Genomic DNA, 23,296 nt, shown 5'->3' on the forward strand with positions numbered 1-23,296 from the left:
TGGATTCAACGGGACACCCGATGACGCGCACCCGCCTTCCCTCCATCGCGCTGTTCGTGGGCGCACTGCTCTCCCATGCGGTGGCGCGCGCCGCGGAGCCGGAGGTGTATGCCGTGGATCCGGTGCATACCCGGGTGATGGTCGCGGTCGGGCACGCCGGTTTCTCCAAGGCGCTCGGCACGGTCTCAGGCAGCACGGGCAGCGTTTGGTTCGACCCGGAAGACCTGGCTGCCACGCGCTGGGACATCACCGTCCCCCTCACCCGCCTCGACTTTGGCGATGCCAAGTGGAACGCGGCGGTGCAGGCGGCCAGCCTGCTCGATGCCCAACGCCATCCGCACGCGCGCTTCGTCTCCACCTCGGTCACCGCCATCGACGCCCAACATGCGCGCGCCTGCGGCGACCTCACCGTGCGCGGCGTGACTGCACCGCTGTGCCTGGACGTGACCCTCAACGCCGTCAAGCGCCATCCATTGCCACCCTTCCGCCGGACGGCCGGTTTCTCCGCCTGCGGCACGCTCAGCCGCAAGGCATACGGCTTGGAAGCCTGGCCGAACGTCATTGGCGACAGCGTCGAACTGCGCATCGAGGCCGAGGTCGTCCGCGCGCGCAATGACGAGCCCGCCTCCGCACCCGACACCGTGCCACCCGCCGCCAATGGAGCACCACGCACATGACTGCCAGGAACACGCCCGACCGCTGGGGTTGGGTGAGCCAGTCCTTGCATTGGTTGATCGCGCTGCTGATCGTCGTCATCGCCGTCATCGGCCTGACCATGGGCGATCTGCCCAACTCGCCGCGAAAGATCTCGGTCTACGCGCTGCACAAGTCGCTGGGATTGACGGTGCTGGCGCTGGCGGCGCTGCGCCTGGCATGGCGCATGTATGCCGGCGCGCCCCACCACCTGCCGGGCACGCCCGCCTGGCAGCGGTGGGCCGCATCGATGACGCATCTGGCCTTGTATGCAGTGATGTTCGCCATGCCGTTGACTGGCTGGCTGCTCAACTCGGCGGCCGGTTATCCCCTGCAATGGTTCAAGCTGTTCAACCTGCCGGCGCTGGCGGCGGAGGATGATGGCTTGCGTGAAATGGCCGAGGAGATGCACGAGGCCGGCTTCTGGCTGTTGCTGGTGCTTGTGCTGGTCCATGCGGGGGCGGCGCTGTTCCACCACCTGTTCCAACGCGACGATACGCTGCGCCGGATGTTGCCCGTGCGTCGGCACCGCCCCACCCCGGAGGCCGGAACATGACACGGACCATCGCACTTCTCGCCGTGGCGTTCACGCTCGGCGCGCCTGCCACCGCGGCAGAGTACGTCCAGGCACCCGGCTCGTCCCTGACCTTCGCCTCTCGCTACCAGGGCGAAGTGTTCACCGGGCGTTTCCCGTCATTCACCACGCGGTTGCGCTTCGACCCGAAGCAATTGGCCACGTCCAATCTGGACGTGGCCATCCCGCTGGCCGGCGTCACTACCCGCAATTCCGATCGCGATTCCACGCTGCAGTCGGCCGACTTCTTCAACACGGCGAAGTATCCGCAGGCGCGCTTCACCGCCAGCCGAATTCGCAGTCTGGGGGGCAATCGCTATGCGGCCGACGGCAACCTGACCCTGCGTGGTATCAGCAAGCCCGTCACTCTGGCCTTCACCTGGCAGTCCGGGGCTCGACCGGTGTTGACCGGCAAGGCCACCGTCAAGCGGCTGGACTTCAACGTGGGCGGCGGCGACTGGGCGGACACTGAATTACTGCCCAACGACGTGGCCATCAGCACCAAGGTGGTCTTCACCCCGGCGAAATGAATCGCCGCAGTCCCTCCAGATCAAACGGCCAGTCCAACTCGACGTCGGCTTGCGTGTCCCGCAACACCGGCACGCGCGTGCCATAGCGGTGCTCCAGCGCTTCGTCACCATCGATGAACACGCTTTCGAAGTCCGGCACCCGCGCCACAGCCAGCAGATCCAGCGCGAGGTCACATAGGTGGCAGTCGTCGCGCTGATACAGGGTCAGGTGCGGTGTTGCGGGCATGGGCATCACGATGCGTTTGCGTATGGACGGGATTCCGATTCCGGCCATACGAGCCCGACCGGGTGCGCGTAGGATAATGGGTTGCCTGCGGCAGCACGCCGCCCCCCATGCACCGTTGGTTGGAGATTCCCGTGGCAGTCAGCAGTTTCGACCTGTTCAAGATCGGCATTGGCCCCAGTTCCTCGCACACCGTGGGCCCGATGCGCGCCGCTGCCCGGTTCGTTGATCGGTGGCTGGTGGAGAACGGCGATCTGGCCCGGACCACCCGCGTACGTGCCGAAGTGTTCGGTTCGCTGGCCCTGACCGGGCGCGGCCACGGCACCGACAAGGCGGTGCTGATGGGACTGGAAGGCCACATGCCCAACCAGATTGATCCGGACATCATCCCCGACGCGCTGGATCGCATTCGCGCCAACAAACGCATTCGCCTGCACGGCGAGCACGAGATCGGGTTCGACGAGAAGCACGACCTCATCATGAACAAGCGGCAGAAGCTGCCATTCCACACCAACGGGATGCGCTTCACCGCCTATGGCGCCGACGGCGAGGTCATCGCCACGCGTGACTACTACTCGGTCGGCGGCGGTTTCGTGGTCAACCAGGACGAGGCGGCCGAAGATCGCATCGTCGCCGACGAAACCGAGCTGCCCTACCCGTTCCATTCTGGCGATGAGCTACTGGCCCGGTGTGCCGAGAGTGGCCTGAGCATCGCCCAGCTGATGTACGCCAACGAGCAAGCTTGGCGCACGCCCGAACAGATCCATGCCGGGCTGGATGAGATCTGGGCTGCAATGTCGGCCTGTGTCGAACGCGGGATCCGCAACGGCGGCACGCTGCCCGGCGGCCTGCATGTCAGCCGCCGCGCCCCCGCGTTGCACGCCGAGTTGTCGTCGCGCCCCGAAGCGGCGATGCGCGACCCCCTGACCACGCTGGACTGGGTCAACCTCTACGCACTCGCGGTCAACGAGGAGAACGCCGCGGGTGGCCGCGTCGTGACTGCGCCCACCAACGGTGCGGCGGGCATCATCCCCTCGGTGCTGCACTACTACGACCGCTTCTGCCCGGGCGCCAACATCCAGGGCGTGCGCACCTTCCTGCTGACCGCGGCCGCGGTGGGCATCCTCTACAAGGAGAATGCGTCCATCTCCGGCGCCGAAGTCGGCTGCCAGGGCGAAGTTGGCGTGGCCTGCTCGATGGCGGCCGCCGGCCTGACCGCTGCAATTGGTGGTACCAGCAGCCAGATCGAAAACGCCGCCGAGATCGGCATGGAGCACAACCTGGGCCTGACCTGCGACCCCATCGGTGGGCTGGTGCAGATTCCCTGCATCGAGCGCAATGCGATGGGTGCGGTGAAGGCGATCAACGCCAGCCGCATGGCGATGCGCGGCGATGGCAAGCACAAGGTGTCGCTGGACAAGGTCATCAAGACCATGCGTGACACCGGGCGCGACATGCAGGACAAGTACAAGGAAACGTCGCGCGGCGGGTTGGCCGTCAACGTCATCGAGTGCTGAGGCAGTGCACGGCCCCCGGATGGGTTCGGCGCCCTACCGGGACATTGCGTCGCCCCTCGATCGCGGCCTCCTGCCGCGACCGAGGCCTGCCGTCCCCACGAATTTCATCCGCAAATGCGCAGCACGTCGTCGAGCAATCCGGCCGCGGTGACTTCGGCGCCCGCACCGGGCCCCTGGATCACCAGCGGCTGGCGACTGTAACGATCCGACCAGATCGCCACCCGGTTGTCGGTGCCCGCGCCGCCGGCCAGCGGATGGTCGGCGGGCAGTGACTCCAGGCCCACGCGCGCCTTGCCGTTTTCGAGGCGGGCGATGAAGCGCAGTTTCTCGCCGTTCTTGTAGGCCTGCGCGAATCGATCGCGGAGGGGCTGGTCGAGCACGGGCAGCGCCGCATCCACCTCGGCCTTGGGCAGGATTGCGAGCGCCGAAGGCACCAGCGAGGTAACGTCGACTTCGTGCGCTTCCAGCTCCACGCCCGCCGCCCGGGCCAGGATCACGATCTTGCGGCGCACGTCCTCGCCCGACAGGTCGTCGCGCGGATCAGGCTCGGTGTAGCCGGCTTCGCGCGCCTCGCGCACGAAGCCCGAGAACGGGCGCAGGCCATCGTAATGGTTGAACAGCCACGCCAACGAGCCGGACAGCACGCCGGCAATAGCGTGGATGCGGTCACCGCCGGCGCGGAGTTCCCGGATGGAGCGGATGAGCGGCAGCCCCGCACCCACGGTGGCGCTGTCGCCGTAATGGGTGCTGCCTTCCGCGCAGGCAGAGCGGATCGTCCGCCATCGCTCCAGCGAGGTGCCCTGCCCCAACTTGCACGCGGTGACGACGTGGATGCCCTGCGACAGCCAGCGTGCGTGGTGCGCCGCAACGTCCTCACTGGCGGTCGCGTCCACCACGATGCGCGGACCGCTGCCACCGTGCAGCGCGGCATCCACCGCTGAAAGCCGGCTGGGCTGGCCTTCGTGCTGCAGCAGATCAGCGACGCCTTCGGGCAGCAGGCCAAAGCGGCCTCCCAGCGCGTGGCGTGAATTGGCCGCGTATACCAGCGACAGGCGTGCGCCCTGCGGGGAGCCGGACCACGATGCCAGGCGCTCAAGCACGGCGCGGCCGACCGTACCCGTGCCGAGCAGTGCGATGCGCGCGGGCGCACGCTGCACCTGCGGCACGACAGCCGCCACCTCCGCGACGACGGCGCTCATAGCGCGGCGCGTTTGGCGGTGTCGACCACGGCCAGCGCGCGCTCCAGTGCGGCGGCGATGTCGGCGACCAGGTCATCGGCATGCTCGATGCCCACCGACAGGCGCAGCAGGCCATCGCCAATGCCGGCAGCGGCGCGCGCTTCCGGTGTCATTGCCGCGTGGGTCATGGTGGCCGGGTGCGCGATGAGGCTTTCCACGCCGCCCAGCGACTCGGCGAGGGTGAAGCACTGCAGCCCGTCGATGAAGGCGCGCACCGCCGCCTCGCCGCCTTCGATCTCCACGCTGAGCATGGCACCAAAGCCATGTTGCTGGCGCGCTGCCAGTGCGTGTCCCGGGTGCGACGGCAGCCCTGGATAGTGCACGGTGCGCACCGCGGGATGGGCATCGAGCAACGCCACCAGAGCCTGCGTGTTCTCCTGGTGCACGCGCAGGCGGGCGTCCAGCGTGCGCAGGCCACGCAGGGTGAGGAAGCTGTCGAAGGGCGAGCCGGTAATGCCCAGCGCGTTGGCCCACCACACCAACTGCTGGTGCAACTCGGCGTCACGCGCCACTACCGCGCCACCGACCACATCACTGTGGCCGTTGATGTACTTGGTGGTGGAATGCACCACCAGGTCCGCGCCGAACTCGATCGGCCGTTGCAGCGCCGGCGACAGGAAGGTGTTGTCCACCACCGCGATCGCACCCGCCGCGTGCGCGGCCTCGATCACGAAGCGCAGGTCGGTGACGCGCAACAGCGGGTTGGATGGCGTCTCGATCCACACCACCGCCGGCCCGGTCGCCAGCGCGTCGCTGAGCGCGCGCGCATTGGTCAGGTCCACGGTCAGGAGTTCGAACAGCCCCTTGTTCGCCAGCGCATTGAACAGGCGCCAGCTGCCACCGTAGGCGTCGTGCGGCACCACCAGCCTGTCGCCCGGCTTCAGGCAGGCATGCAGCACCAGGGTGATCGCGGCCATGCCGGTGGCCGTGATCACGCCACCCGCGCCGCCCTCCAGCTCGGCCAGCGCCTCGCCCAGCAGGTCGCGGGTCGGATTGCCGCTGCGGGTGTAGTCATAGGTCCGCTTCTCGTTGAAGCCAGCGAAGCTGAAGTTGGACGACAGCACGATGGGCGGAGTCACCGCGCCATATGCCACGTCGCGATCGATGCCGGCGCGCACGGCCGAGGTACACACGTTGCGGGAACTCATGCTGCTTCCTCCAGGTGTTCGGCCAGCGTGGTGCGGAGGATGCGGGCGATCTCACCCTCCTCCTTCAGGAATGCGTCGTGGCCGTACACCGAACGCAGCACGCAAAGACGGGTCTCGCCGCGCAAACGCTCGGCGAGGGCATAGGCATCCTGCAAAGGCACCAGGCGGTCTTCCGCCACGGCCACCACCGTCACCGGCAGGGCGATGCGGGTCGGGTCGACGGCTTGCAGGTCAATCGATTCGGACAGGCGCAGGAAGGCGGTGGCCGGCGTGCGCTCGACGTATTTCTGCCCGCAATGGGCCAGGTAGGCCTCGGCGCCGACGCGCACGCGGCCATCGACTACCTGCGGCGGCTCGAAGCGGGCGTCGAATTCCTCGGGGCTGCGGTAACTGAGCACTGCCAGTTGCCGCGCCAGTGACAGGCCATGCGCCTCGTCGCATTGCAGCGCGCCCAGGGCCACCGCCTGCCGCTGCAAGGTGCGCCACGCGCTGGAGAAGGGATGCGCGCGGTGTACTCCACTGATCGCCACCAGTTGCCCGAGGCGCCCGCCATGGCGCTCGGCGAACTGCAGGCCGACCATCGCCCCGTACGACGCACCAATGAAGGCCTCCACGCGCTCCACCTTCAGCGCATCCAGCAGCGACGCGATTGCGTCGGCCTGGTCGGCCGGGTCGATGACGACGTCCAGTTCGCCGGTGGCACCGATCCAGTCGAATGACAGCACCCGCTGCCGTGCCGGGTCGATGGCACGACTAGGCCCCACCTGCTCTTGCCACCAGCCCGTTTCCGGGAAGGCAGCGCTGGCGGCAACGTGGCGATGCGCGGAAATTCCGCCGGCGACAAACACCAGCGGCAACCCGGCTTCGCCCAGCAATTCGTAACGCAGGGTCACGTCGCGCGGTCCGGCATGGCGCATCGGCAGCGACACGGCGAACTCGCCGCGCACGGCCGGCACGGCTATGTGGGAAACGGGGAATGCGAGCGCACTGTCGTGGCGGTCGGCGGTCGTAGCGGCGGTCGTCAGGCTCATCGTGGCATCCATGGAATCAGGGCCATCGAGCTGACAGTGCTGCCGGACACCTGCGGAAACCCGCCGGGAACGGACGCAACCATCTTCCGGCGACACGAAGTCACCGCAGGAATTGGCACCTTCGCACTGCTCGCACAGTGCTGGGTTGCCCCGGCTTCTAAGGGCCTGTCCCTCAGCCGGTCTCGATGGATGGCGCCAGTCTGCCGCCCAACCGGGCGCGTGTCAATCGCTTTATCCGCATAGAGCGATTTATCATAAGGCGTGATGGCGGGCCACCCGGGGAATGCGGCGCCCCGCTACACTCGCGGCATGCACCCACGTATTGCCCTGACCGCCCTGTTGGCGGCCGCCCTCACTGCCTGCTCGACCCCTCCGGTTCGCGACTCGTCCGCCCACAGCGACCTGGCGCGGCACGTCGCCACGCCCGAGGCGCGGCTGATCCCGGAGACATTCGTCTCCGCGGAGACGGCCGGCGAGGAGCTCGATTCACTGGCCACCTGGCCCACCGAGGACGGCCGCACCTGGCTCATCGCCAGCGCCAAGACTTCGCACCGCCTGCTGGTGCTCGATGGCGACAGCGGCGCGCTGCTGCGCACCTTCGGCGAACCCGGCAAGGGCGTGGGGCAGTTTCGACGCCCCAATGGCGTCGCGGTGCACGGCGACCTGCTGTTCGTCGTAGAACGGGACAACCACCGCGTGCAGGTATTCACCCTGCCCGACTTCGTGCCCGCCGGCGTCTTCGGCGGCGAGCAGCTGCGCAGCCCGTACGGCCTGTGGGTCGACGAAGTCGCCCCGGACGAGTTGGAGGTCTACGTCACCGACAGCTTCATGTACGGCGAGCGGTTCGACGTGGTGCCGCCGTTCGCGGAGCTCGACCAGCGGGTACGCCGATTCCGCGTGGCCCTCCCGGAGGGCCGCCCGCTGCTAGCCCGCTACACCGGTTCTTTCGGTGATACCGAGCCTGACACCGCGCTGCGCATGGTCGAGTCGATCGCCGGCGACCCCGCAACCCGCCGCCTGCTGGTTGCGGACGAGGACCGCCGCCATCTCTCCACGTTGCGCGAGTACACCTTCGACGGCCGCTACACGGGTCGCCGATTGCCCGAGGCCAGCTTCGGCGCGGAGGCTGAAGGCATTGCGCTTTGGCAATGCCAAGGGGATTCGGGCTACTGGATTGCCGTGGACCAGCTTGCGCCGCGGGCCGTGTTCCACCTCTTCGACCGCAATACGCTCAAACCTGCGGGTAGTTTCCGCGGCGAGGTGACCGCCTACACGGACGGCATTGCGCTGCATGCGGCGACAACCGCGGCCTTCCCGACCGGCGCGCTGTTTGCCGTGCACGATGACAAGGCCGTCGCGGCGTTCGATCTGCAGGAAGTCGCGCGCATACTAAACCTCTCCGGTGATTGCACCCGCTGATCATGCACGCCCTTCGTCACTCCCTGCTGCTGGCCATCGGCATGGCGCTCGCCGCCGCGGCGTGCGTCGCGCACGCCGCCAAGGTCTACAAGTGGACCGATCGCAATGGCGTCACCCACTACGGGGACCGCGCCCCCCAGGGAGCCACCTCCGCCGGGACGCCCTCGCGCATCACGGTGATCCCGGTGCAGGCCGAGCCGTCCGCGATCGCCCGGCTGCGCGTCGAGCGCTCGGGTGAGCGCTATCTGGCCTGGGCGGACAACTCATTGGGTGGGCCCATTGAAGTGGCGCTGGACTTCAACCGCGCCAACAACGTCGCTGGCAGCCCGTATCTGCCCGCGCGCAAGGTGGTGCCGGCGCGCGGCAGTGCCCTGGTCAGCACACTGAGCGTGGCCGACCCCAGCCGCGGGGGCGACTTCGAGCTCGCCATGGAGAGCGTGCCCGGTGACCCGGCGTCTCGACCACTGAACGTGGAATACCGGTTGCCGCTGCGCCAGAGCCAGTTCCGCATCGACCAGGGCTTTGGCGGCAGTTTCAGCCACAGCGACTCGCAGAACCGCTTTGCGGTCGATTTCGCCGCCGCCGTGGGAACCCCGGTGCTGGCCGCGCGCGCCGGCACCGTGATGCAGGTGGAATCGGACTTCGAGAAAGCCGGGCTGAACCAGGAGCGGTACGGCGGCCGTGCCAACTTCGTGCGCATCCTGCACGACGACGGCGCCATGAGCCTTTACGCGCACCTCAAGAGCGAGGGCGTGCTGGTCCGTGTGGGCCAGCGGGTGGCCGCCGGCCAGCAGATCGGGCTGTCGGGCAACACCGGCTTCACCACCGGGCCGCACCTGCACTTCGCCATCCAGATCAACCGCGGCATGCGGCTGGAGTCCATTCCGTTCCGCATGACCGGGCCGGGTGGACCGTTGCGGATCGCCGGCGGGAGCCGCTGACGCGGTAACAGCCCGCTGCTTGCCGGCGCGGGACAGGCAGCGCGCACGTTTGGTCGCGACACCCCGTGAACGCATCCGTCAGGGGCGCGTCGCGGGAATCCGGGACCACGGGTGCCATGCCGGTATAATGGCTCCCTTCCCCGTTTCCCCGGTGCGCCGCGGCGCGCCTTCGCCATGTCCGAAGTTTCCCTCGAAGCCCTGCGTCGCCGCACCTTCGCGATCATCTCGCACCCCGACGCCGGCAAGACCACCCTGACCGAGAAGCTGCTGCTGTTCGGCGGTGCGATCCAGATGGCCGGCTCGGTCAAGGGCCGCAAGGCCGCGCGCCACGCCACCTCGGACTGGATGGCGCTGGAGAAGGAGCGCGGCATCTCGGTCACCTCGTCGGTGATGCAGTTCCCCTACGAGGGCCGCATCGTCAACCTGCTCGACACCCCCGGCCACGCCGACTTCGGCGAGGACACCTACCGCGTGCTCACCGCCGTGGACAGCGCGCTGATGGTCATCGACGTGGCCAAGGGCGTCGAGGAGCGCACTATCAAGCTGATGGAGGTGTGTCGCCTGCGCGACACGCCGATCATGACCTTCATCAACAAGCTCGACCGCGAGGGCAAGGACCCGATCGAGTTGCTGGATGAAGTGGAGAGCGTGCTGAAGATCCAGTGCGCGCCCATCACCTGGCCGATCGGCATGGGCCAGCGCCTGAAGGGCGTGGTGCACCTGGTTACCGGCGAGGTGCACCTGTACGAACAGGGCCGCAACTTCACCCGCCAGGACTCCACCATCTTTCCGTCCATCGACGACCCGCGCGTGGAAGCAGCGATCGGCGCACCGGCCATGGCCGAGTTGCGCGAACAGTTGGAACTGGTCGAAGGCGCCTCGCACCCGTTCGACATGGCCGCCTACCTGCGTGGCGAGCAGACCCCGGTGTTCTTCGGCTCCGCGGTGAACAATTTCGGCGTGCAACTGCTGCTGGACTTCTTCGTCGAGCACGCCCCCGCGCCCAAGCCCCGCGCCACCACCACCCGCGAAGTGCAGCCCACCGAAGACAAGCTCACCGGCTTCGTGTTCAAGATCCAGGCCAACATGGACCCGCAGCACCGCGACCGCGTGGCGTTCATGCGCGTGTGTTCGGGCAAGTTCAGTGCCGGCATGAAGGCCTTCCATCCGCGCAGCGGCAAGGAAGTGAAGCTGGCCAATGCGCTGACCTTCATGGCCAGCGACCGCGAGATCGCGGAGAGCGCCTTCCCCGGTGATGTCATCGGCATCCACAACCACGGCACCATCTCCATCGGCGATACCTTCACCGAGGGCGAGAACATCGCCTTCACCGGCATCCCCAACTTCGCTCCAGAGCTGTTCCGTCGCGCACGCCTTCGCGACCCGCTCAAGCTCAAGCAGTTGCAGAAGGGCCTGGCCCAGCTCAGCGAGGAAGGCGCCACCCAGTTCTTCAAGCCGATCATGAGCAACGACCTCATTCTCGGCGCCGTGGGCGTGCTGCAGTTCGACGTGGTGGCCTACCGGCTGAAGGACGAGTACGGCGTGGACGCCAGCTTCGAACAGGTGCAGGTGGCCACCGCGCGCTGGATCCGCTGCGACGACGCCAAGAAGCTGGAGGAGTTTCGCGACAAGAACGCGCTCAACCTAGCGCTCGATGCCGCCGGCCAGCTGGTGTACCTGGCACCGACGCGCGTAAACCTGCAACTGGCGCAGGAGCGCGCACCGGCGGTGACCTTCATGGCCACCCGTGAGCACGCGCACGCGGTCGGCATCGACTGACGCCGGGGGCGCGGCCTGGGCGCCTCCTCCCCACGGCCGGCGCCCGGAGCGGTATGCTGGACCGACCCTACGTCGGCGCTCACCGGCGCCTTGCCCGAGCATTGCTCCAGCGCTTGCAGAGACGCTGCCCCATGACGTCCCACGCCCCCCAAGACTCGTCGACGGAAGCCTCGGACTTCGGCGATTTCCACGCCCGGCAGCATTATCTGCGCGAGGAACTGGCCAACGCCTGGACCCACGGTGTGGGCGCCGCGGCCGCGCTGGCGGGCGGTGGCATCCTGATCACCCTCGCTGCGCTGCACGGCGATGGCTGGCAACTGGTCAGCGCGATTGTTTTCGGCGTGTCGCTGCTGCTGCTCTACACCGCCTCGACTCTGTACCACGCCATCCAGCACCCCGTGGCGAAGGGCCGGCTCAAGGTCTTCGACCATTGCGCCATCTACCTGCTGATCGCCGGGACCTACACGCCCTTCACCTTGATCGGGCTGCGCGGCCCGTGGGGGTGGGGCCTGTTCACGGCGATCTGGGGACTTGCCGTCGCCGGCGTGATCTTCAAACTGTTCTACACGGGCCGCTTCAAGCTGCTGTCCACCGCGATCTACATCGCGATGGGCTGGCTGATCATCGTGGCGATCAAGCCGTTGTTGGCGGCGCTGGATGCCTGGACCCTCGGCTGGCTGCTGGCCGGCGGCCTCGCCTATACCTTGGGCACGGTGTTCTACCACCGGCCCAACTTGCGCTACTCGCATGCGATCTGGCATCTGTTCGTCATTGCGGGCAGCGTCGGTCACTTCGTGGCGGTCACGGCCCACGTGCTGCCGCCCGACTGAACCGCGCACAACGCCTTCACCCGCGCTTGACCCGGCGCGCGGAATGGTGGGTCACCCCAATCCGTCGGGAGCCCCCATGCACCGCACAACCCAACTTCTCCTTCCGGCACTGCTGTTGAGCGCATTGGCCGCATGCAGCGGCGACCGCGCCGAAACGCCCGCGGCAACCACCTCGCCCCAAGCGACCAGCGCACCTGCACCTGAGGCGCCGCCGAGCGACCCCAACGTGACCATGCGCTACACCTGCGACGGCGACCACACCGTGGCCGTGCACGGCGACAGTTCGGTAACGGTTACCACCGCGGATGGCACGACCGAACTGCAACGCGTGGCCGACAGCGCGCCGCCCCAGTTCGCCGACGACACCCTTTCCTTCAGCATCAACCAGAAGGGCGCGGAGTTGGGCCACGCCGGCGTGGGTGCTTTTGCCTGCCAGCCGGAGTAGCCGCAGGTCACTACAGGTGGTTCAGGAGGTGATGTAACGCTGCAACTGGTCCAGTTCGACCTGTTGATCCTCGATCACCGCCTTGACCAGGTCGCCGATCGACACCAGGCCCACCAGTTCCTGCCCGCGCAGCACCGGCAGATGGCGGATGCGGCGTTCGGTGACGATGGCCATGCACCGGTCGACGGTGTCTTCCGGACGCACGGTGACCAGCTGCGACGTCATGATGGCGGATACCGGCGTGTCGGCGGACGCGCGCCCCTGCAGCACTACTTTGCGCGCGTAATCGCGTTCGGACACGATGCCGACCAGCCGAGGCCCCTCCATCACCAGCACTGCGCCGATGCTGCGCTCGGCCATCAATCGCACCGCATCGATAACGGATGCGTCAGGCGCGATGGAATAGATGTCAGCCGACTTCGCTTCCAGCAGGTGCCGCACTGTACGCATGACCGCTTCCTCCGACGGGGTCTGGTTCCGAGGATACTCCTGTCTCCGGCCGCCAGCTGTCGACGAGGTACAGCGGACGCTGCTTGGACTCGTCGTAAAGGCGCCCGAGGTATTCGCCGATCACGCCCAGCGCGATCAGCTGCACCCCGCCCAGGAACAGGATGACCGCCATCATCGTCGGCCAGCCAGCAACCGGATCACCCCATAGCAACGCTTTGGCCACCACCCACAGGCCATAGGCGAAAGCCACCAGCGCGGTCAGCAGGCCCAGGTACGTGGCCAGCCGCAAAGGCGCCGTGGTGAAACTGGTGATCCCCTCCAGCGCCAGGTTCCACAGTCGCCACAGGTTGAACTTGCTGCGGCCGGCGTTGCGCGGCTCGCGATGGTACGGCAGGGCAATGCGGTTGTAGCCGACCCAGCCGAACAGACCCTTCATGAAGCGATGGCGCTCGCGCAACTGGCGCAGGGCCCCCAACGACCGTTGCGACAACAGGCGGAAGTCACCGGTATCGGCGGGAATGGGCGTGTGCGAGAGGCGGCCGATGACCCGGTAGAACAGATGCGCGGTGCCCCGCTTCAGCCACCCTTCGCCGTCGCGCTCCAAGCGCGTGCCATGCACGTCGTCATAGCCTTCGCGCCACTTCGCAACAAACTCCGGAATCAGTTCCGGCGGATCCTGCCCATCCGCGTCCAGGATCAGTGCCGCGCCGCGTTCGACCCGGTCCAGGCCGGCGGTCAGCGCCAGTTCCTTGCCAAAATTGCGCGACAGGCGCAGCAGCGCCACGCGACCATCGTCGGCGGCAAACTGCTGCATCACCGCCCAGGTGTGGTCGCGACTGCCGTCATCGACGTAGAGCACGCGACAGACCAGCCCGGCCTGCGTCTCCAGCGCATCCATCACGGCCCGCACCCGCGGCTGCAGCAAAGGCAGGCTTTCGGCCTCGTTATAGGCCGCCACGACGATGGTCAGGTGATCCCGGGTCATTGCACGATGGTAACCGTCTGTCCCGCAAAGGCCCACCGGGCATTCCCGGCGGCATGATTCACACGTGCAGCGTCGGGCCTGCAAGTCAGTCCAACTGCCGCAGGTACCCGGTGCCGCCGATATAGCGCATCTGCCGCTGGATCGCCCGGCTGCGCCGCTGCACATACGGGCCCGGCCGGGTGATGCTGTACCGCCTTGGGCTCGGCAACACCGCAGCCATGCGCGCAGCCTCCGCCGGTCCCAAGCGCGCCGCATCCTTTCGGAAATAGGTCCGCGCCGCCGCTTGCGCGCCATACACGCCGTCGCCGAACTCGGCGATGTTGACGTACACCTCCATGATCCGCCGCTTGGGCCACAGCGCCTCGAGCAAGAGGGTGTACCAGGCCTCGACGCCCTTGCGCACCCAGCGTGAGGGTCGACTGCTCCCCTGCCACAGGAACAGGTTCTTGGCGGTCTGCTGGCTGATGGTGCTGCCTCCGCGCACCTTGCGGCCGCGAGCGTTGTTCTTGCGCGCCTTCTGGATCGCCTTCAGGTCGAAACCGAAGTGTTCGGAGAAGTTCTGGTCCTCAGCCGCGACCAGCGCCACCGGCAACTGCCGGGAGATCTCATCCAGATCACGCCAGTCATAGGCGATACGAAATTGCCAATCGCCCTCGCCCCAGGCCTCCATCTGACGCGCGACCATGAAGGCGCTAAGCGGCGGATCCACGAAGCGCAGCACCAGCACCTGCACCACCGTCGCCAGCAGGAACAGCAAGGGCAACGCAATCAACCATCGGCGCCACCGCAGGCGTCTTGGCCGCTTCGCCGAGCCTGTCACCGCCACCTCCCCATCTTGCACAACCAAGGTCCCGCCCCCATGTTCGCGCGATGCCCCCGCGCCAGAGGGCATTATCCGCGATGCGCGCCCTCCCGCATGAGTCCTGCTGCCATGACCGACGCCACTCCCTCCGCCGATGACCGCGACCAACTCAGCCGGTTCCTCCTTGAAGACGCAGGCGTACGCGGCGTCCTGGTGCACCTGGATGATGCCTGGCAGCAGATCCGCCGCCGCGCCACCGGCACCCCCCATGACGGCGTGACCCCGCCGGAATCCGCCGTCCAGCTGTTGGGCGAAGCGGCAGCGGCGGCGGCACTGTTCACCGGCCATGCCAAGGTTGAAGGACGCCTCTCGGTGCAACTGCGCAGCCGGGCCGTGCTCCGCACCCTCTTCGCCGAGTGCACCGCAGCCGGGACGCTGCGCGGCATTGCCCAGCTGTCGGGCGATGGCCCCGTCTCCCGCGACCTGCGCGAACTCGGCGACGAGGCCATCCTGGCCATCACCATCGAGAACCCGGCGTTCGGCAATCGCGAGCCAATCCGTTACCAAGGGCTGGTGGCACTGGACGCGGACTCCCTGGCCGGCGCCTTCGAAGGCTATTTCCGGCAATCCGAACAGCTTCCCACCCGGATCCTGCTGGCGGTGGACGACCAGCGCGCCGCTGGCCTGATGCTGCAGAAGCTTCCGGGCGACAGCGGCGACGCCGAGGGCTGGAACCACGCCGGCGCGCTGTTCGACACCCTGGGCCCGGCGGAACTGCTGGCCTGCGACACCCCCACCCTGCTGACCAGGCTGTTCCACGAGGGCGGCGTGCGGCTGCTGGGGTCCCGTCCCCTTCGCTTTGCCTGCTCCTGCTCCCGGGAGCGGGTGGAATCCATGCTGGTCTCCCTGGGCGCCGAGGAGGCCCGGGCTGCCGTGGCCGACGATGAGGCCAAGGTGCGTTGCGAGTTCTGTGGGGAGGAGTACCGGTTCAGTTCCGAGCAGATCGAGCAGTTGCTGGAGGCCGCCAAGGCGAGCCTCGAGGCGCCTGAACGCGCCCAGTAGCGGCCGGCAGGCGGTCCGAGCCCGATTCTGTGACGGAGTGATTGTTAAGGAAATATAAATTCGCTAGAGTTCGGCTCCAGACCAAAGGGAACTTCGTCGATCCGCATCGGTCGATACGTACGCCATGCATCCGCGCCTGCTGCAACTGTCATTAACCCTGATGCTCGCCCTCGGCGTGGCAGCGGGTGCGCATGCGCAGTCCAAGCCACGCCCGACCGCGCAGGGCGACAACTCGGCCGTGCTGCCGGTGCTCAACAATGCCAGCGGCAAGGTCGAGGCCTACCTGGTGCTGGAACCGACCACCACGCCCGTCGCCGGCGCCCGCTGGCGGTTCGGCCAGTCTTCGCTGGATGCGGCTTTCGGGCTGAACTCGGGCGACACGCTGGGCCTGGTTTGTGACCGCAATACCGGCCTGGCCAGTGCAATTGGCAGCCTGGCCAACCACTGCATGTTGGCCGCCTTGGATCAGGACCGCAGTGGACGCGGCAACCGCCAGGGTACCGTGGGGGCCAGTCTCAGCCGTGCCGCCGGACGCATCGGGGTCGCCCTCGGGTCGGGCCGCGACACCCTGCCGGCATGGCTCAGCCCCAGTGGCCGGCAGAGCAAGTTCGAGCAGAACACACTGACGGTCTACGGTCAGAAGCACATCGGCTCCGAAGCCACCGTCTCCATCGGCGGCACCTGGGCGCGCGCCACCCTGATACCCGCAGGTCAAGCCAGCGCGGCGCTGTCGGACCAGTGGACCACGCGTTCGCTGCGCATCGGGGCCGACATGGGCGCCTTCAGCGCCAACATCATCGGCCGCGTCGTCGAAACACCAAGCCAACCGGGCCAGTGGGAGGGTTTGGGGGTTGGCCTGACCTGGCGGACGCCGTGGAGCGGCCAGCTGACCGTCGGGGCAGAGAACGTCGTGACCCGGGGTCGCAACCCGTTTGCGCAGCGCGAGGACGGCGACGCTGACGGCACCGTGCCCTATGTGCGGTACGAGCAGGATCTCTGACTGCCGGCAACCCACATGGGTGATTGTTGGCACGCCCAACGCGGCACCGGCCCCAAGTACTTGTCTTTTAACAAGCCAAGTCATTGAAATTTTTAGTAAAAAAGGCCGCCAGCAGAGGCGGCCTTTTTATTTGTTAACGACACTTTAATTTTCTCGCCAAGGGGGCTACCATCCAGACGGCCTTGCCGGATTTGGTGTCTTTCTTGACTCCACCGGGGAGGTTCCCATGGGAATTACCAAGCCTTCACTTGGAGAGAGAGAGAGATGACTTTCAAGACCAACAAGCTGCGCGACGCGATTTCCTTCGCGCTCGTCGTCGGCACTGCAGGCACCGGCGTGGCTTTCGCGCAGGAAGCCCAGCAGGAAGAAGCCACCACGCTGGACCGCATCGAAGTCACCGGCTCGCGCATCAAGCGCGCCGAGGTCGAGACCTCGCAGCCGATCTTCACCCTCGACCGCGCCGACATCCAGGCCCAGGGCCTGACCTCGGTGGGTGATGTGATCCAGAACATCACGTCCAACGGTTCGACCCTCAACACCACCTACAACAACGGCGGCAACGGCGAAACCCGCGTCAGCCTGCGTAACCTCGGTTCAAGCCGCACCCTGGTGCTGGTCAATGGCCGTCGTTGGGTCGGCGGCACCGGTCTGGGTGGCGCGGTCGACCTGAACACCATCCCGACCGCCATGGTCGAGCGCATCGAAGTCCTGAAGGACGGCGCCTCGGTCATCTACGGATCGGACGCCATTGCCGGCGTGGTCAACGTGATCCTGCGCGACAAGTACCAGGGCGCTGAAGCCAATGCGCACTTGGGTCAGTTCGACAAGGGTGACGGCACCCGTCAGGCGTACGACATCACCATCGGCACCGCCGACGACCGCTTCAGCGCCATGTTCGGCGCGGGCTACGTCAAGGAAGAGCCGGTCATGGCTGGCGACCGCGAGATCTCGGCAGAGCCGATCTTCGGCACCGGCACCTCGTTCGGTAGCTCCACCTCGCCGGACGGCCGCTTCGCGGTCTGCAATGGCACCGTCGACCCGGTTTCGGGCGCCTGCTCGGGCACCCAGACCCGTCCGGATGGTTCGGGTGGCCAGTTCACGTACAACCCGGGCAGCACCCCCGGCGCGTGGCGTCCGTTCCTGATCCCGGCCGACATCTACAACTTCGCCCCGGACAACTACCTGACCACCCCGCAGGAGCGCATCTCGATCTTCGGTCGCGCCTCGGTCAACATCACCGACAACGTCAGCGGCTTCGCCCAGGCGACCTACAACAACCGCAAGTCCGAGCAGCTGCTCGCGGCGATGCCGATCGTGCTGGGTACCGGCCCGGGTGCTGGCGTGCAGGCCCGCACCGTCCACATCAGCGCGAACAGCATCTACAACCCGTTCGGCCGCCCGGTGTCGCGCATCCAGCGTCGCGCCGTGGAGACCGGCGGTCGCTCGTTCAACCAGAACGTCGACACCTACGCCTTCACCGGTGGCCTGGAAGGCAGCTTCGAGTTCGCCGACCGCTTCTTCTCGTGGGATGCGGGCATGGTGTACGGCCGCAACGAGCAGGCCGACACCACGCTGGGCCTGTTCAACGTTGCCGCGCTGAAGGCGGCCCTGGGCCCGTCGGAGATCCGCAACGGCGTGCCGGTGTGCGTCACCTCGCTGGGCGGCAGCGTCATCCCGGGCTGCGTGCCGATGAACCTGCTGGGCGGCGTGGGCTCGATCACCCCGGAAATGCTGGCCTACACGTCGTTCGAAGCGCATGACAACTTCGGCTACGACATGAAGCAGTACTTTGCCAACGTCAGCGGTGAGCTCTTCGAGCTGCCGGGCGGCATGTTCTCGTTCGCCGCGGGCGTCGAGCGCCGCGAGGAGTCTGGCTTCGATTCACCCGACGCGCTGATCTCGGCCGGCCAGACCACGGGCAATGCCCGCACCCCGACCGCCGGTGGTTACAGTGTCGAGGAAGCGTACCTCGAGTTCGCGATCCCGCTGCTGCGTGACGTCATGCTGGCCAAGGAGCTGGAGTTCAGCATCGCCGGCCGTTACTCGGATTACAGCAACTTCGGTGACACCACCAACGCCAAGTTCGGCTTCAAGTGGCGTCCGGTCGAGGACCTGCTGTTCCGCGGCAACTGGTCGGAAGGCTTCCGCGCTCCGTCCATCGCCGAGCTGTACCAGGGCGTGTCCGACTCGTTCCCGCAGATCGCCGACCCGTGCTCGACCACCTTTGGTGGCGGCTACAACAGCTTGACGGCCGAGCAGCGGGCCCGCTGCCACGCCCAGGGTGTGCCGGTGGGTGGCTATGACCAGGGCAACTCGCAGATCCGCATCAGCACTGGCGGCAACCCGAACCTGCTGCCCGAGAAGTCCGAGACCCGCACCCTGGGTCTGGTGTGGAGCCCGGGCTTCATCGAAGGGTTCGACATGTCGCTGGACTGGTGGAAGATCGAGCTGACCGACGCCATCTCGGGCTTCGGCGGCCAGACCATCCTGAACCGCTGCATCCGTGAAGGCCAGGAAGCGTTCTGCGGCAACTACACCCGTGGCGCCGGCGGCAACATCGACTTCCTGCTGTCCTCGGGCGTGAACTTCGCCACCACCGATGTGGAAGGCTACGACATGACGGTCAACTACCGTCTGCCGGAAACCGCGTTCGGCAAGTTCAGCTTCACCTGGGACAGCACCTACATGTCCCACTTCGAGAACAACAGCGACGGCGACAACCTGGTTGGCGAGTACTTTGACCGTGACAACTACTGGCGCATCCGCAGCAACCTGATGGCCCGTTGGGAAATGGGCGACTTCGGTGCCACCTGGGCCTCGCGTTTCTACTCGCACCAGACCGAAGACTGCCAGTTCATGGTTGACTACGGCTTCGGTGACCTGTGCTCGGATCCGGACCGCTTCGTCGAAGACGAAGATGGCAACCCGGTGAATGCCGCCGAGAACCGCATCGGCAGCGTCACGTACCACGACATCACCGCTTACTGGAAGGCGCCGTGGAACGCCCGCATCACGCTGGGCGTGAACAACGCGTTCGACAAGCAGCCGCCGGTGTCGTTCTCGACGTTCGCCAACAGTTTCGACCCGCAGTATGAAATCCCGGGTCGCTACATGTACCTGCAGTACAACCAGAAGTTCTAATCTGGCTGCACGAGGTGATTGACTACGGCCCCGCAAGGGGCCGTAGTTTTTTTCCGCAATCAACTTCCGTGAACCGCCACCATGACCGTCGAGATCTATCCGGCCTTTTCAGTGCCCTTTGGCCAGAGGCAGTATCCGGACGCGTTGCCCTTCAACCGCCAGCTCAGACAACTGCTGCTGGCCCGCGAAGCCGAGGGGACGCGGTATGCCAATCCGAATCCTTCCCTGAAGTTGCAGCGGGGCGTGTTCGAGAGCGAATTCGAACTGTTCTCCTGGCCGGAACCCTGCGTCCAGGAACTAAAGCGCTTCTGCTGGGAGTCCCTCGGCCAGATCATCGCGGAACTCAATGGATATAGCCCACGGGAGATGACCGGTCTGCAGATCTTTTCGCACACCTGGTACCACGTCACCCGCAAGGGCGGATTCACCATCCCGCACACCCACCCCATGGCATCGTGGTCGGGGGTGTACTGCGTGGACCCTGGCACGACTCCGTCGGAGTATCCCGAGTCAGGTGTGTTGCGCTTCCACAATCCCCATCACTACAGCAATTACTTCATGGATGCGGGCAACGCGCGGCTGAGAGCCCCTTACCACCACGGCACGTGGAGCATCCGATTCCAGCCGGGACAACTCCTGCTCTTCCCCTCATGGGTCCAGCATGAGGTGCTGCCCTTCTTTGGGGAGGATGAGCGCATCACCGTCGCATTCAATTGCTGGTTCGGCGCTAAAGATTCCTGAGCCCGTCCAACATGGGGCCCAACCAGGCCTCGTAGGGCCTCCAGGCCTCGCGACGCTGGGTACTGATGCCGCCGCGTACCTGGGCGACACTGGCGGTGGCGACGTCGCCGCCCTCACGCTCAACCTCTACCATCGCCGCGCGGTAGTCCAGGCCGCAGAAGCCAGCGACGCGACGTGCCTGCGTCTCGGGCTCATGCACCAGTTGCCGGTAGTCGACGTCCAACATCCGCTCAGGCATCACGTCCCGCCAATGGTCCATCAGCCCCAGGTAACCGGCGTAATAGCGCACCAGTTCGTCCTGTCGGTAGGAATACGCCGCCGCATCGGAGAACAGGGTACGCAGGTTGGAGAAGCAGGTATCCATCGGGTCGCGCCGGATGTGCACGAAACGTGCCGACGGTAGCGCCTTGGCGATGAACCCCATCAAGAGGAAGTTGGCCGGTAGCTTCTCCGTGAACCACTTCTTGCCCCGGGACAACCATCGGGCGGCCTCGGCATACCCCTGACCGACCGACTGGTAATCACACATCGGTGCCCGTCGCAGCAGTTCGGCATCCAACGCACCCTGTGCAGCGTGGTCTGTTGCCCGCCGCATCTGCTCAGCGAACGCGTATGTCTCACCCGCGTCGGCCACCGCTTCGTGCCCCGCTAGCATGCGCTCCAGCAAGGTCGTGCCCGATCTGTACATCCCGACGATGAAGATTGGGGTCGGAAGGTCCGCACTCCTTCCATCCGCGGTGCAGAACCGTGCATCGCAGAGCTTCGCCAAACCGGTGAACAGCCGCTCGTTTTCCGCCGGGTCGAATCTCACCATCCGCCGCTTGATCGCATTGCCCTTTTCCAAGGCCGCCCATGCCTGCGGGTAGTCCCCCAGGTCATGCAACTCCTTATGCAGCGCATACTGAAGGTAGACCTCACCCATCCCCCCTGGCGTTGCGGATGCGAGCTGGCGGCGGATGAGGTCAACGTGGTTGGCCTCCTGCGTCTGCACTCGCAGGCTCGCCCGCATCCAGGAACATTGGAAAAGGCGCGGGTCCAGCGCCAGAGCACGCGCATAATCCGCATCGGCTTGGTCGAACTCGCCGGCGAATGCGTGCAGGTTTCCCCGAACGTAGCGTGATGCCGCGTGCCCAGGCGCCTTCTGGATGGCCTTGTCGATGAGGGCCCGAGCCTGTGCGTTGGCACCCACCGAGCTGAGCATGACGGTGGCTTCGGCTATCGCCTGGGGAGGCGCATCGGCCGAGAAACGTGGTTGCTCCAGACAGGTGCAGAGCGCGTCGTATTCGTTGAAGTGCCGCAGGCGCCGAGCGAGCGCGAAGATGTGGGACGCCCCCTTGGGGGCCGCATGGAACGCTGTCATCGCCGCGGAGTGCGCCTGCCGGTGATGGCCGAGTCGGCTGGCCGCCAGCGACAGGCCCAATAGGGCGGGGACATGGCCGGGGGCAGCCGCAACGGCTGCGCCGTAGGCGACGTGTGCGGCGGCCCAGTTGCCTGCCGCAGCCGCCCGGTCTCCATCGTGCCAGTGACGGTCGGCATGCGTGCTCACAGTGCCAACTTCCCGGTGTCCAGAGTGACGGCGTCAGGTCGCATGTAGGGGAGCACCGCGGCATCCATCCACGCAAGCGCGGCCGCCAGCTCCGCGCCGTAGGCACCTTTCAGCATTTCCGCCTCCATCTCCCGCTCCCTTGCACTGTACGGCCGCGCGGGAGACTTCGCATGGCTGCCAGCCACGGCCACCGCTCGCGATCGTATTGCCGCCGCGTCGTGGCGGACGTTTGTCCAGCCAAGCACAGCCGTTGCCACGTCGGGCAATGATGACAGTACCCGTTGCATGTCCACGATGCGGAGGCGATTGGGATGCCCCAAGGCCACATCGAGCAGCAATTCGCGCTGAAGCGCCCATTGCAGGCCGGCGGCGGCCAGAAGTGTGGGCGGTGACAATGCGGCACGGGGAAACGCCCGCGCCGTTGGCGACGCGGCCAGCACACGCCTGCACAGCAAGGGGATCGCCTCCAAGGTCGCCCGGGATTTCTTGAGATGCGACGTGACGAAATCATCGAGGGAGGACGTGACGGCCACCGCACGGGCGCCGGGACTGGCTGCCAACAGCTCGGCCGCGATGTTCAGGGCCCCGTGCGTGGGCTTGATCACGATCCGGCCGACGGGGCTCCACGGACGCCCGAGCAGGTCGATACATGTTTGAACCCAATGGTCCAGTGACTCGCCCTGATCCTTGGCATCAGCAAGGCGCCGTAACACCAGTGGCTCCCTATAGACCACGTGCCCTGGGTGATCATGTAGCGCGCGTGCGAGGAGCGTCGAGCAGCAGAACGACGTATGGAAGAGCCATGCAACAGGCGCCACATTCCCGAAGCTGGAAGGCAGGCTGCTTTCAGGAATGGGAAGGGATTGCCTCAAGTCCGCGGCAATGCGCGTGTCGAGGAAGGTCGAGCGCTCCAGGGTTTCGGGATCGACCCGGAGCAAGGCGACCCGTCTACCCAGCACGTCCACGTCGGCGGCAAACCACGCAGGGTCTGACCACGCAATGGTCGGGGCCGATCCATCCCCCTCCGTCATGGTGAGGTGAACTCGGTCGCCAAGCGATTGCCCGGCCCGCAGCAGGCCAGGTCCGAGGACCGGCCTACGTGCAGGGTGTGACTGTCTGCTGCCTTCGAGCCGAGGGCTGCAAGCGGCAGCCCCCCCAGGCACGCATTCGTGGGAGGGAACGCGTCCGCCCCATTCATGAT

General features: G+C 66.6%; 22 protein-coding genes and 1 riboswitch. Of the genes, 13 read left to right on the forward strand and 9 right to left on the reverse strand.

All coding sequences use genetic code 11. The features are described from left to right. Nucleotides 1-20 precede the first annotated feature (20 nt). From AC3ARF_RS11650 to AC3ARF_RS11660, 3 genes are read left to right on the forward strand one after another with little or no spacing between them, the layout of a single operon-like run. A complete protein-coding gene (locus AC3ARF_RS11650; protein WP_498928096.1) occupies nucleotides 21-677 on the forward strand; it encodes a YceI family protein in 657 nt (218 codons plus the stop codon). Next, on the forward strand, nucleotides 674-1,249 hold the full coding sequence (locus tag AC3ARF_RS11655; RefSeq protein WP_498928098.1) for a cytochrome b: 576 nt from the start codon (nucleotides 674-676) through the stop codon (nucleotides 1,247-1,249). The genes AC3ARF_RS11650 and AC3ARF_RS11655 overlap by 4 nt, the downstream gene beginning before the upstream one ends. Next, nucleotides 1,246-1,797, forward strand: coding sequence for a YceI family protein (locus AC3ARF_RS11660; RefSeq protein WP_498928100.1), 552 nt, complete (start codon nucleotides 1,246-1,248; stop codon nucleotides 1,795-1,797). The genes AC3ARF_RS11655 and AC3ARF_RS11660 overlap by 4 nt, the downstream gene beginning before the upstream one ends. On the opposite strand, the gene AC3ARF_RS11665 is transcribed toward AC3ARF_RS11660, so the two are convergent. Next, nucleotides 1,781-2,023, reverse strand: coding sequence for a glutaredoxin family protein (locus AC3ARF_RS11665; protein ID WP_498928102.1), 243 nt, complete (start codon nucleotides 2,021-2,023; stop codon nucleotides 1,781-1,783). The genes AC3ARF_RS11660 and AC3ARF_RS11665 overlap by 17 nt on opposite strands. Nucleotides 2,024-2,154: 131 nt before the next feature. On the opposite strand from AC3ARF_RS11665, the gene AC3ARF_RS11670 reads away from it, so the two are divergent. Continuing rightward, nucleotides 2,155-3,537 carry an L-serine ammonia-lyase gene (locus tag AC3ARF_RS11670; RefSeq protein WP_498931857.1) on the forward strand — a complete coding sequence of 461 codons (1,383 nt, stop codon included), beginning with the start codon at nucleotides 2,155-2,157 and terminating at the stop codon, nucleotides 3,535-3,537. Nucleotides 3,538-3,641: 104 nt separating this feature from the next. Here the strand turns inward: AC3ARF_RS11670 and AC3ARF_RS11675 are convergent, their stop codons facing one another. The 3 genes from AC3ARF_RS11675 to metX are packed head-to-tail and all read right to left on the reverse strand — an operon-like array spanning nucleotide 3,642 to nucleotide 6,954. Continuing rightward, complete coding sequence (locus AC3ARF_RS11675; RefSeq protein ID WP_498928104.1) at nucleotides 3,642-4,736, reverse strand: homoserine dehydrogenase family protein; 1,095 nt, start codon at nucleotides 4,734-4,736, stop codon at nucleotides 3,642-3,644. Then, complete coding sequence (locus tag AC3ARF_RS11680) at nucleotides 4,733-5,923, reverse strand: O-succinylhomoserine (thiol)-lyase (RefSeq protein WP_498928106.1); 1,191 nt, start codon at nucleotides 5,921-5,923, stop codon at nucleotides 4,733-4,735. The genes AC3ARF_RS11675 and AC3ARF_RS11680 overlap by 4 nt, the downstream gene beginning before the upstream one ends. Further along, nucleotides 5,920-6,954 carry a homoserine O-succinyltransferase MetX gene (gene metX / locus AC3ARF_RS11685; RefSeq protein ID WP_498928108.1) on the reverse strand — a complete coding sequence of 345 codons (1,035 nt, stop codon included), beginning with the start codon at nucleotides 6,952-6,954 and terminating at the stop codon, nucleotides 5,920-5,922. Before metX ends, AC3ARF_RS11680 begins: the two co-directional genes overlap by 4 nt. 76 nt (nucleotides 6,955-7,030) lie before the next feature. After that, nucleotides 7,031-7,146: riboswitch (SAM riboswitch) on the reverse strand. Between the two features lie 117 nt (nucleotides 7,147-7,263). On the opposite strand from metX, the gene AC3ARF_RS11690 reads away from it, so the two are divergent. From AC3ARF_RS11690 to AC3ARF_RS11710, 5 genes are all read left to right on the forward strand, one after another. Beyond that, entirely contained in the window at nucleotides 7,264-8,373 is a 1,110-nt protein-coding gene (locus AC3ARF_RS11690; RefSeq protein ID WP_498928110.1) for an NHL repeat-containing protein, read from the forward strand. A gap of 2 nt (nucleotides 8,374-8,375) precedes the next feature. Then, the gene (locus AC3ARF_RS11695; protein WP_498928112.1) at nucleotides 8,376-9,314 is read left to right on the forward strand and encodes a peptidoglycan DD-metalloendopeptidase family protein; all 939 of its coding nucleotides are present in this window, start codon (nucleotides 8,376-8,378) and stop codon (nucleotides 9,312-9,314) included. Between the two features lie 174 nt (nucleotides 9,315-9,488). After that, nucleotides 9,489-11,093, forward strand: coding sequence for a peptide chain release factor 3 (locus AC3ARF_RS11700; protein WP_498928113.1), 1,605 nt, complete (start codon nucleotides 9,489-9,491; stop codon nucleotides 11,091-11,093). A gap of 131 nt (nucleotides 11,094-11,224) precedes the next feature. Beyond that, nucleotides 11,225-11,923 (forward strand): PAQR family membrane homeostasis protein TrhA, encoded by a 699-nt coding sequence (gene trhA, locus AC3ARF_RS11705; protein ID WP_498928115.1) that lies wholly within the window; start codon nucleotides 11,225-11,227, stop codon nucleotides 11,921-11,923. Nucleotides 11,924-11,999: 76 nt separating this feature from the next. Next, nucleotides 12,000-12,368: a hypothetical protein gene (locus AC3ARF_RS11710; RefSeq protein ID WP_498928118.1), complete on the forward strand. Its 369-nt coding sequence runs from the start codon at nucleotides 12,000-12,002 to the stop codon at nucleotides 12,366-12,368. A 21-nt stretch (nucleotides 12,369-12,389) separates the two neighbouring features. Here AC3ARF_RS11710 and AC3ARF_RS11715 read toward each other — a convergent pair whose 3' ends face one another. The 3 genes from AC3ARF_RS11715 to mtgA all read right to left on the reverse strand — a co-directional run bounded on the left by AC3ARF_RS11715 (nucleotide 12,390) and on the right by mtgA (nucleotide 14,629). Further along, nucleotides 12,390-12,818 carry a CBS domain-containing protein gene (locus AC3ARF_RS11715; protein ID WP_498928120.1) on the reverse strand — a complete coding sequence of 143 codons (429 nt, stop codon included), beginning with the start codon at nucleotides 12,816-12,818 and terminating at the stop codon, nucleotides 12,390-12,392. Next, nucleotides 12,778-13,803 carry a glycosyltransferase family 2 protein gene (locus AC3ARF_RS11720; RefSeq protein ID WP_498928122.1) on the reverse strand — a complete coding sequence of 342 codons (1,026 nt, stop codon included), beginning with the start codon at nucleotides 13,801-13,803 and terminating at the stop codon, nucleotides 12,778-12,780. Before AC3ARF_RS11720 ends, AC3ARF_RS11715 begins: the two co-directional genes overlap by 41 nt. 85 nt (nucleotides 13,804-13,888) lie before the next feature. Then, entirely contained in the window at nucleotides 13,889-14,629 is a 741-nt protein-coding gene (gene mtgA, locus AC3ARF_RS11725; RefSeq protein WP_498931859.1) for a monofunctional biosynthetic peptidoglycan transglycosylase, read from the reverse strand. A 90-nt stretch (nucleotides 14,630-14,719) separates the two neighbouring features. Between mtgA and hslO the strand changes: the two genes are divergently transcribed. The 4 genes from hslO (at nucleotide 14,720) to AC3ARF_RS11745 (ending at nucleotide 20,549) form a co-directional block, all read left to right on the forward strand. Beyond that, a complete protein-coding gene (hslO, locus tag AC3ARF_RS11730) occupies nucleotides 14,720-15,667 on the forward strand; it encodes an Hsp33 family molecular chaperone HslO (RefSeq protein ID WP_498928124.1) in 948 nt (315 codons plus the stop codon). Between the two features lie 160 nt (nucleotides 15,668-15,827). Then, a complete protein-coding gene (locus AC3ARF_RS11735) occupies nucleotides 15,828-16,667 on the forward strand; it encodes an XOO1806 family protein (protein WP_498931861.1) in 840 nt (279 codons plus the stop codon). A gap of 264 nt (nucleotides 16,668-16,931) precedes the next feature. Further along, entirely contained in the window at nucleotides 16,932-19,808 is a 2,877-nt protein-coding gene (locus tag AC3ARF_RS11740; RefSeq protein WP_498928126.1) for a TonB-dependent receptor plug domain-containing protein, read from the forward strand. An 81-nt stretch (nucleotides 19,809-19,889) separates the two neighbouring features. Continuing rightward, nucleotides 19,890-20,549: a putative 2OG-Fe(II) oxygenase gene (locus AC3ARF_RS11745; protein ID WP_498928128.1), complete on the forward strand. Its 660-nt coding sequence runs from the start codon at nucleotides 19,890-19,892 to the stop codon at nucleotides 20,547-20,549. Here the strand turns inward: AC3ARF_RS11745 and AC3ARF_RS11750 are convergent. Then, nucleotides 20,536-22,095: a sulfotransferase family protein gene (locus AC3ARF_RS11750; RefSeq protein WP_498928130.1), complete on the reverse strand. Its 1,560-nt coding sequence runs from the start codon at nucleotides 22,093-22,095 to the stop codon at nucleotides 20,536-20,538. The genes AC3ARF_RS11745 and AC3ARF_RS11750 overlap by 14 nt on opposite strands. Then, on the reverse strand, nucleotides 22,092-23,060 hold the full coding sequence (locus AC3ARF_RS11755) for a hypothetical protein (protein ID WP_498928132.1): 969 nt from the start codon (nucleotides 23,058-23,060) through the stop codon (nucleotides 22,092-22,094). The genes AC3ARF_RS11750 and AC3ARF_RS11755 overlap by 4 nt, the downstream gene beginning before the upstream one ends. Nucleotides 23,061-23,296: the final 236 nt, after the last annotated feature.

The sequence above is a fragment of the Lysobacter sp. KACC 24251 genome, from assembly GCF_057747755.1.